Annotated in this window: 9 protein-coding genes; all 9 read right to left on the bottom strand. The window is 41.7% G+C overall.

The window, feature by feature from the left end:
* The 9 genes from HMPREF0372_RS06550 to HMPREF0372_RS06530 all read right to left on the bottom strand — a co-directional run bounded on the left by HMPREF0372_RS06550 (position 1) and on the right by HMPREF0372_RS06530 (position 9,472).
* Positions 1-1,074, bottom strand: a complete 1,074-nt coding sequence (locus HMPREF0372_RS06550) for a hypothetical protein (protein WP_007490017.1) — start codon at positions 1,072-1,074, stop codon at positions 1-3.
* 4 nt (positions 1,075-1,078) lie between these two features.
* Positions 1,079-2,200: an ATP-binding protein gene (locus HMPREF0372_RS20330; RefSeq protein ID WP_207635675.1), complete on the bottom strand. Its 1,122-nt coding sequence runs from the start codon at positions 2,198-2,200 to the stop codon at positions 1,079-1,081.
* A 75-nt stretch (positions 2,201-2,275) separates the two neighbouring features.
* Positions 2,276-3,322 carry an ATP-binding protein gene (locus HMPREF0372_RS20325; RefSeq protein ID WP_207635674.1) on the bottom strand — a complete coding sequence of 349 codons (1,047 nt, stop codon included), beginning with the start codon at positions 3,320-3,322 and terminating at the stop codon, positions 2,276-2,278.
* Entirely contained in the window at positions 3,322-4,590 is a 1,269-nt protein-coding gene (locus HMPREF0372_RS19080) for a class I SAM-dependent methyltransferase (RefSeq protein ID WP_007490009.1), read from the bottom strand. Before HMPREF0372_RS19080 ends, HMPREF0372_RS20325 begins: the two co-directional genes overlap by 1 nt.
* Positions 4,591-4,800, bottom strand: a complete 210-nt coding sequence (locus HMPREF0372_RS19075) for a helix-turn-helix domain-containing protein (RefSeq protein WP_080568006.1) — start codon at positions 4,798-4,800, stop codon at positions 4,591-4,593.
* A gap of 959 nt (positions 4,801-5,759) precedes the next feature.
* A complete protein-coding gene (locus HMPREF0372_RS20035) occupies positions 5,760-5,906 on the bottom strand; it encodes a hypothetical protein (RefSeq protein ID WP_007490004.1) in 147 nt (48 codons plus the stop codon).
* Positions 5,907-5,912: 6 nt separating this feature from the next.
* Positions 5,913-7,361: a recombinase family protein gene (locus tag HMPREF0372_RS06540; protein WP_269142138.1), complete on the bottom strand. Its 1,449-nt coding sequence runs from the start codon at positions 7,359-7,361 to the stop codon at positions 5,913-5,915.
* Positions 7,362-7,415: 54 nt separating this feature from the next.
* A complete protein-coding gene (locus HMPREF0372_RS06535) occupies positions 7,416-8,624 on the bottom strand; it encodes an MFS transporter (RefSeq protein WP_007490001.1) in 1,209 nt (402 codons plus the stop codon).
* A complete protein-coding gene (locus HMPREF0372_RS06530; protein WP_009260433.1) occupies positions 8,621-9,472 on the bottom strand; it encodes a helix-turn-helix domain-containing protein in 852 nt (283 codons plus the stop codon). The genes HMPREF0372_RS06535 and HMPREF0372_RS06530 overlap by 4 nt, the downstream gene beginning before the upstream one ends.
* Positions 9,473-9,649 lie beyond the last annotated feature (177 nt).

Here is a 9,649-nt window from a genome sequence, read left to right as displayed (position 1 = left end):
TCAGATGTCCAATATGTATTGTAGTCCTACACGATTGAACTCTGCCAATTTCTCTGCATCTTGACAAATTTCGCACATTTGATCTAAAGAAAAGTGCTTTTTAGCACTAAATACCAACTCTCTTTCAGTTGTAAGACGAATGTCCTCGGAAACTATGTCTTTACTTTTTAGTTTTTTTCCTCGTATACAGTATACTACAGGATCTGCTTCTCTTGCTAAGGAACATTGAGCTCTAATATTTAGATAGTATTTAGAGCCATCCTTAAACAGATCTCCTGTGTATGCTTGTGCAGGCTGCTCCATATACGACAAATACCGCTCGCCCTCTACAACTTTTCGAAGCTCTTCAATATTTGGAGGAGTATCAGACTGAATAGATGCCTCGTCAAAAGAATAGTTTTGAATTCTATTCTGCAAGCTTCGGGTAACAAAATCGCCAAATTCTTGCTGATTTTCAATGCTATCTTCTTTAAGCATATTCCAAATTATTTGAGCCCAATTAGGAGAATATGAATAGAACTCATTGAACATCGCGTTTTGCGTTTCGCGTAATACCCTCTCCCACTCTTTCAGAACATATGCAGACGGCATTTTCTTAATCCACTCAGTAATAGCGGAAAAAAGTTCTTCTTCAGTATCGACATCTATTTTTTGTTTTACAAAAATACGATTTGTTTTTTTATCATCCCATAGGGATGCTTCTTTTAAACTATCAATTACAGTGTCGGGTTGCTTTGCCGTAAAAATGAAGACGGGAACAAATACATCAGTCAGTAGTTTCTTGATAAACTCTATCAATCGTTCTTCTTCATTTTCGACCAATCCACCTGGTATTGTTACACGTTCCCCTTCTTCTACCTCCAGTTCTCCATTCGTGTAGTCCCAATCAAGGATTACAAATGAAGCACTGGCAAGCGCCGGGATTACATCCAGTTGCGGTATTTCACTAAATACCGCAACTGGAATATTTTTTGCCTCAATTAGTTGTTTTATCTTATATATTGCTGAGGTTTTCTTTTCAATTTCGTTATCGACGATTACCGCAATGCCATTAAAGAGTTTTTCAACATCCATACTGTCACCCCTCTTTAACGAACTCTAATACAAAATTGGCGCCATTCAAGATTCGATCTCTCGAAAATTCTGCCAAATTGATAGAGTAATCATATCTGTCTAAAAGCTGCTTTGCAATGTAAAGTCCCAGACCACGACCTTCTTCACCTTTCCCTGAATAGAAAGCTTCAAAGATATAATTTGTATCATCTGGCTTAATTCCAGGACCACTATCAGAAAAAATCATTCTTTGCTGATTGCCATCCAGAGATATTAGAATTTTCCGCTCGCCATTTATAGTTTTCAACCAATACAGGGAATTATCAAATAGGTTGATAAAAACTTGAAGAAGAACAGCATCCGTGGTTTTGACCACCAAGGGACGTGTGGTTAAATCGTATTCTACGGTGATATGGTTTTCCTTAAATGCGCGTTTATATAGATTATGAACTTTCTCAATAACCATTCTAACATTTATGTTCTTAGTTTTAGATTTAGTTGAGGGGAACAGCAACTGAACATCTTTCATTTGTGACTGAACCATAGACATAGTTCCGCGAATAAGCGTTAATCGGGAGAGAAGGTTATCTCTGTCTATTTCGTCTCCTAACATTAGCTCTTTAATCAGAGTTTCTTGCTGCTCGACAGCTTTCCCAAGTAACAGCATTACATCGTGAGAGGCTGTTTCGATAGAAAGTCCAACAGCAGCAAGATTTTCAGTTTTTTGGATTCGATCTTCGAACGTGCGTTTTTCTTTCGCGTAACTGCGTTCAAAGGATGTTAAAAAAGCCATGGTTTTTTCATCGTCACCATACTGCTTTTTTGCGGCTTCAATTAGTTCGGCAGGGCGCCCCCGCTTAATTCTATCGATTTCACTTCGGCGTTTCTTATCAATCAAATATTGAGCGAAGGGCTTTTTCCTGAGGTAACGAAGAATGAGTTGCAGAACACCAATAAAATCTTCCAGCGCACGTCCTTCCTCAATCAATCCTTCACGATTTGTTTTATCTTTCAGATTGGGGTTTTCCTCCTGTGAAATATACACGCAACCAACAACCTGATCATTGCTTAAGTATTCATCTGCACGTATTGTACCACGTGCCATATCTATTCTGAGCCAGTCATCTTCTGGATCACCATAAGGCATTACTCGTACATTGTCTCGATACAAATATATTCTGTGTTCTTTAATAACGTTTTTTTCGTCTTTACTCAAATAGTATTAGGACGGATTTTCAGAGTCAGCATTCAAGTCGAAAATATAAAACTCAAAGTTAAAGCTTCCGCACTCTACTTTTTCGCCTTTTTCCTCAAGTTCTTTGAAACGCTTGAACTGTGTGAGCCCTCTGATATCAGGATCTTGAAAACTCAACTTAATCGGTTGCCCATTCATATTAAAGCTTATGGTATTCGGTCCACAAATGTAGCGGCCGTTAGTTATTTTTAGGACAGACATATTTTTTAAGCAATGATCAAGAACCTTTTTGTAACTATCGTGAGACTCGTTCAGAATATTATCTTTATAAACCCATACGCTAAAATCAGCTGTATCTTCTTCAGAAAAAATGGGTTGTAATTTGCCAATATTCTGCTGAATACGATTAACTCGATCAACTGTCCATTTCGTTTTAAGGTTTGTAATTTCAATAATGGTCCCAAATGGTTTGCGATGTTTTCGTGTCGTTCCTAAAGTGACTTCTTTTTCAACAATAGCTGTTGGGGTTCGTTGCACCAGGTCTACAGTAAGGTGTTCAAGAAATAAATCTTTCTCTTCACCATCTTCCTGGAGGAAATCATTATCATATTTTGAAAAATCATAAGTTAGAACATTTTCAACATTTTCCCCAAACTCAATAAATTTTCCTTCAGAATTTTGCTGCTGCCTTCTTGTGGTAATGGTAATTTTTTTGCCTAATTTAAATATAGCAAAACGGCCGATACCTTTTTCTCCTTGCAGAATACGACCTTTCTGAGTCTTAGGATTATTGGCCTTCCGTTTAAGTTTATCTGGAGTAGCTGGATTGAGCCAGTGTCTGCGCAAAATATCTGCATTCATCCCGCAACCATCATCTTCAATTATAATCTTAGATGTTGGAGTTAAAGAATAGTCTGGCCCAAAGTCAATGAAACTAACTTTTACCCAAGACGCATCAGCGTCATATGAGTTCTTTATCAACTCTACAAGCGCAATCAGTTCATTTTTAATTAATTGATCACCTAACATTGTTAGCAGGCGAGCATACGGCCGGATTTTCAGTTTTTCACTCACTATTTCCACATCCTCCCGCTAATAATATATTCTTCGTGATAGACAGTTCTACTCGATTTATCAGAAGAAAAACGCCCATACTCATCACGATAGGGAGTGAGTAATTTGTTAGATATTCTTCGTTTTGCAGCTTTTATGTCAGTAAATCCTTCATTTATAAGGCTTTGAATTAAGTGTTCAGAGTTTTTAATTTTTACACCTTTGTACTCTGTATCACCTACAACAAATAATGCCATTCCTCCGTTTTTAAGCATTTTAGAACACTTTTGAATAGCGTGCTGAATATCCACGTAGTATCTTGCCACAGATCTTACCTTTGCTGTCGCTCTTTGAGTGGCAATTAACTCCGTCACAATTTGTTTGCCAACGACATTAAGTAACTCCATGTTAATTGTGTAATCTTCGCTATTATATAAGCTTCCAATTGATCCGCGTCTTAAGTCCCTATAATCATCTGCATATCCCAACCAAAGAGAGGACAGTTGATGCAAGTCAGCATATTCATATGATGTAACATATGGAGGACTGGATATGATTAGGTCTACATCAGGTACATCAGTTGCTTCTAAAAAGTTTTCGTTCTCAATGACAATGGAAGAACTTAAACCGGTTTTTCCGTTCAGTTGCTCAATTGATTTCACAAACTTATTATACTGTTGCACAAATGCATCCCAGACCACAATTTCTTTTTTGTTAGGATCAATTTGAGGTTTAATAGATTTTGTTAACCATTTAGAAGAGGCTTTCAAAATTGATGAAAAAAGGCAGTAGAATGCATCTAAGTATTTTCCATCATGAACAGTTGCTTCTATAGTAGTCTTTAGACGAAGCAGTTGAGTATAACTGTTTTGAGTAAACCAGTGCTTTAGCCTCTCGTTTGCGTTTTCATAAGCGGCTCTATCAATTTCAGTAAATGGGTAAGCCGAGCTAATAAGCAAAAAGTATGCTTTAACTGTTTCAACATTGTAACTTTCACTTTTCACTTTTGCAATTAAAGTAGCAACGGGATTAATATCGCAGCCCCAAAAATCTTTATTATGGGTTTTGGCTTCAAGAGCAACGGTGCCACATCCACAAAAGATATCTGCAACGGTTTCTATTTTTACGCCCTCTGCCTCTGCATAATCAAAAGCCTTTTTAGCAATAAAGGAAGGGAATTTCGCAGGGTAAGTATGAATGCAATGCATGGTAAACTCGGCGTCGTTACTAAAGTTCCACTCGTCTTCAACACCAACGCGATCCATATTTTCCAAAGTGATACTAATCATTCATGCTCCCCCCTTCCTATATAGGTCAGGATTAATATCTTTATTTTTACAAAAAGAGAAGAATAGTTCTTTTGCCATTTGACTGGGCTTTGATTTGCCATTTTCCCATCGATTCACAGTAGAAAAGCTTATGCTAAGTTCTCTTGCGAGTTGTTCTTGGCTTAACCCCAATTCTTTACGAACTTGTTTTACAATTGAGCAAAACTCCATATAGTCATCTCCTTGCAAATATTATAGCACTTGCTATAGTGTTTGCAAGGAGGAAAGATACTATTTTTTAATTTATCCAATTGAAAATTTAACTTTCTTCAATTATCCGCAATCATTATTCATTGGTAAAAATATCAATGGTACATCAATGTCCCGAGGTTACGTTGGTTTATACACATTGTGCTCATGTCTTTCCAAAGATAAGGCGGTCAAGCGGTACCATAGCATATTGATTTTTACGACATACTGTTGCGAGGTCCTGAATCTGTTTAATCGCCAGGACAATCTCTGGATTTCTAACGCCAACTGAAAGTGTCTCTTAGCAATATGCGCGACACCTATGACCTTCGCCCCGAACCGCTGAAGTGCAAGCAGCTTTATAACAACGCCTTACAGTCTTTCATCAACTTCGAAGACTTGATGAAGCCGAAAGAAGAGGTGATGCGCCATGAATCTTCTTGTGATATACAAAGGTTCAAAGAGTAATTGGGGGGTAGGCTAAAAATCCAGAGAAAAGACTGTAATGCGGAGGCAGAACATTAGACCGGGCGTATTCTTTGTTTAGGCGTGCTAAAAACTGATACGCCTGAGGATCAGAAATGACTTGCATTCAGGATTCGCCAGAGGTACAATACCCCAAACCTGAACATGAAAAAGAGCCCTTCTTAACAGGCTACGGCAGTTATACCGCGCCTGGTCAAGAAGGGCTCTTTGACCACATGTTTGACCACAGACAGCGCCGTAGTACTCGGAAACAGTGGAATTAAGAGCGTCAAAGAGTGAGCGAAATGTAGTGGAAAGGGTTAAAACCAATTAGAAATAACCACAAAAAATTTAGTTCAACCGTTTGGGTGCAAGCTAAGGCTGGTTCGACTCCAGTCACTCGGACCATGCGGAGTGTCCTTATAGGATTTGAGTATCCTGTAACGGACACTCCGCATTTTTATTTTCTGAAAAATTCATACAGCGATTTGTGCCGGGGCGTAGCTGACAGCTACGCCTTTTCTTGTTTCCATGATGATGTCAGCCTCGGGGATTTTCTTGCGGTCTGGCACTTCAAAGGCTCCGATACAGTTATAGTGGATAACCACCTGCTGATTGGTCACGCCATCCTACTTTTCGGCATGGTACACATCAATGTGGTCAATGAGTTCAGACACCATGCGCCGGGTGATTTTCGTTACATGAGTATATCGCCGCACTATTGCCAAGAAGTCCTCCATGTCCATCTGCTGTCCCTCAGCCTTTTTCAGTTCCAGCCGTAGGGTATTGACCTTTGCGCCGATCTCGCCCTGCTCCTGCTCGTACCGCTTTGACATTCTGGCAAAACGGGAATCGTCAATCTTTCCCGCTACATTGTCCTCATACAGTCTTTCAAAGAGCATATCCAGTTCCTTGTCACGGATCAGTAATGTATTGAGTTCCCGCTGTTTTCTTGCACGGTCATTTTCAGCCACCTTTGCAGAACGGCCCAGCATGGCTTTTACAAATTCACTCTCATACTCATTGGCAAAGGCCGCCAGACGGTTGACCTCATACAATACCACCTGTTCCAGAAAATCCAGACGGATGTAGTGTGTCGCTGAACATTTCCGCAAGCCAGAGTTGTGATTTTGACAACTAAAAAACTTAATGTCGTGGTTTTTCTGATTGAAATGGAAGTTGAGATTGCCGCCGCACTCGGGACATTTCAGCCGCCCGGAAAATACGCTGGGCTCTTGGGTAACAGTCGGCTTTTTGCGCCGTGTGCCTTTCTGCAAAGTCTGTACCTTTTCCCATGTGACCCGGTCAATGATCGGCTCATGGACATTGAGGAAGATGGCCCGGTTTTCCTCCGGGTTTTCAATGCGCCGCTTCATCTTGTAGGATTTGGAGTAGCTTTTGAAGTTGATGACATCGCCGCAGTATTCCTGCAAGGTGAGGATTTTCTTGACGGTGGTATGTCCCCATTTGGTAGGCTCCAAGGTACTTTTGGAGCCACTGCGTTTGACGCCCTTGTTCCGCCAGTAGTAAGTTGGATTGACGATCCCATCCTTGCCCAAGGCGTTTGCAATTTCAGCCAGTCCATACCCCTCCAAGGCCATATCATAGATACGCCGCACCACATCAGCGGCCTCCGGGTCGATCACCCAAAATCGGGGATCGTCGGGATTTTTGATATATCCATAGGGCGGCTGGGACAGCGGGATGCCCGCGTTGCCTTTCATCTTGTTGACAATTTTCCGCTTCTTGGAAATGTCCTTGGCGTACCACTCGTTCATAATGTTGCGGAACGGGGTAAATTCATTGTCCCCCTCATCACTATCCACGCCATCGGAAACGGCGACCAAGCGCACATCGTACTGCGGGAAAAACTCCTCCGTCAGCTTGCCAACCTCTATGTAGTTGCGACCCACCCGGGAGAGGTCTTTAACAAACACGGCAGAGATACACCCGGCCTCGATAGCGGTCAGCATTTTCTGAAATCCGGGGCGCTTCATGGTGGTGCCGGTAATGCCATCGTCTACGAAAAACAAGGTATCTGTATAGCCTTTTTCCCGTGCTACCTTTAGGCATGTCAAATGGTCTGCTGTACGACGGCTTTTTTCTTTTGCCGTCGTACGGCAGATTGTGCTTTAATTAAACTTCAAATGTCGGTCGCAATAAGCTGTACCAGCAACCGTTATAAGGGCAATACCCGAAATAACCATAATCCATCGCAAGGGGATTGTATCAGCCAGCGGCCCGAACAGAGCCATGCCGATCGGATAACAACTTGAATAGAGCGAACTCATAAGGCCAAATACACGCCCCTGCATAGAGGCTTCCGAGTTTTCCTGTAACATGGTCGTAATGGTAGTTTGTACCGTGGTCAATGCAATTCCATACAACGCCATTAAAACAAGGTACAGTATAAAATGGCGGCTGACACCCATGCCGATTGCCATTGTGCCAAACATCACCACCCCTGTCACCAATGTTAATCTACGACTTTTGAAACCGCCCCAAATGCTCATAAAGAGACCGCCCAGCATCATCCCGCCAAAGCCAACCAGTTCAACTGCCGTCAAATACCAGTAAGTATCTCCGAAAACACGGCTCACAAGTAAGCCGGATAAGTAGCCTGCCGGGACTGTAAGGAAAACAAACAGGCCGTAGATGACGAGTGTTTTACGAACAACCATGCAGGAATGAGCATACCGAATACCAACGCCTATATCCGCCAGAACAGATGTCATTTCCTGTGCTTTTTCTTGCTTGGGGAGTAGGATGCAAGAAAACACACCGATGCCAATGATGGCAGTTAATATATCAATCAGAAGTGTGGCTCGAAGTGTACTCATTGTCAGCACCACAGCCGCAGCAACCGGTGCACCAAACTGTACGACAGACTGCATAGTTGCGTTAATGCCGTTATAACGCATAAGATGTTCTTCGGGAACAAGCTGCGGAATGACTGCGTTGACCGCCGGATTTTGAACGCCGGCACCAGCGGAGCGAATGATCGACATGAGCAGTAATGCTGTAAGTAGCATAGGTTCTGCTGTAATGTACGGCATGATTAGCAACATTGCCAATGTGACAGCCGCAATCAGCGCATCTGCTCCGATGATGAGATATTTCCTGTTATAGCGATCCGCCCAAACGCCTCCTATAAATGAAACGAAAAATTGCGGAAGATAAGAGCAGACCGAAAAAGCCGCTACCCACGCACCGCTGTTTGTTTGCAAAGTCACATACCATACGATTGCCATTTGAACGATTTGCGAGCCGAACAGCGTAATACATTGACTGGCAAAAAACAGAATGGTTCTCTTTCTCCAATTACTTTGTGATTCCATCATTCTTGTATATCCTCCATATATTTGGGAGGAAGCACAAAGCGCTGTGTCGGATAGCCAAATTCTATCAGCAATTCTCTTTCGGCAAAGCCAAGCTGTTTTAATACATCACGATGGCCTGTATCAGCCTTGTCGCCTTCTCGATAGGTGGTCATGCTAATTTCCTGTCCGGGCAAGTATATTTCCATAAGCGCATCCAAAAATAACTTTTGAATGCCTTGCTTGCGGTATTGTGGGTTTATGCCCAAAAAATCAATACAGCCGGAGTAATCAGAAAACGCCATAGCTCCAACCAAAATATTGCCATCTTTTAGGACAAGAGCTCGTTTTTCATCTATGCTTTTTGTTATCGCATTCAAATAGTCTGCTTCATTCATGACCGGGTATCCGTCGATCACCAGCCGCATTAAATTCATCCATGCCGGAATATCCGCTTTTTCTGCCAAACAAATGTCATCCTTGGCAAACACCTTGTTTGCCGCATTTCTGTGCAAAGCAAATCGTAATTGCAAAGGATAAAATTCCCGGTTATCCCGGTATTCCGCAGGGGGAATTTTATACATTGACTTAAAGGCAGAAGAAAACGCCTGTTGACTTTCATAACCGCAGATAAAGGCGACTTCAATAATCGGTCTATCTGAAAACACCAAAAGTTTTGCGGCTTCGGTCAACTGACGGCGCTGCACATAATCATGAATTGTCATGCCTACTGTGCTGGTGAACATACGGTGCAGGTGATACTTTGAATAGTGAACTGCTTCAGCAACCATTTCCAGATCTAGCTTGCCGTCAAGATTGGCTTCAATATAGTCAATGACTGTTTCAATACTCATTACAGTCTTGTTCTCCATTTTGCTTTCCTCCTTTCTGGCATATAGGATAACAAAAATCGGGCTGAAACCTTTCATAATTCTTGCGGTTTTCACGCGCAGGACTAATTTTATCTCTTTTGGCCGTTCCAATCAAGAATGTAAATAGCTACGCTATATTTTGCGCTGTAGGACTACAATACATATTGGACATCTGAA

Source organism: Flavonifractor plautii ATCC 29863, from assembly GCF_000239295.1.
Taxonomy (GTDB): Bacteria; Bacillota; Clostridia; order Oscillospirales; family Oscillospiraceae; genus Flavonifractor; species Flavonifractor plautii.
Note: the sequence above shows the minus strand (reverse complement) of the source record. Positions and strands in the feature narration are given on the sequence as shown.

What these genes read in the sequence shown, in the direction of transcription:
- HMPREF0372_RS06550 (WP_007490017.1), bottom strand. Translation starts at nt 1,074, where the DNA reads ATGGATGTTGAAAAACTCTTTAATGGCATTGCGGTAATCGTCGATAAC.
- HMPREF0372_RS20330 (WP_207635675.1), bottom strand. Translation starts at nt 2,200, where the DNA reads ATGCCTTATGGTGATCCAGAAGATGACTGGCTCAGAATAGATATGGCA.
- HMPREF0372_RS19080 (WP_007490009.1), bottom strand. Translation starts at nt 4,590, where the DNA reads ATGATTAGTATCACTTTGGAAAATATGGATCGCGTTGGTGTTGAAGAC.
- HMPREF0372_RS19075 (WP_080568006.1), bottom strand. Translation starts at nt 4,800, where the DNA reads ATGGAGTTTTGCTCAATTGTAAAACAAGTTCGTAAAGAATTGGGGTTA.
- HMPREF0372_RS06535 (WP_007490001.1), bottom strand. Translation starts at nt 8,624, where the DNA reads ATGATGGAATCACAAAGTAATTGGAGAAAGAGAACCATTCTGTTTTTT.
- HMPREF0372_RS06530 (WP_009260433.1), bottom strand. Translation starts at nt 9,472, where the DNA reads ATGGAGAACAAGACTGTAATGAGTATTGAAACAGTCATTGACTATATT.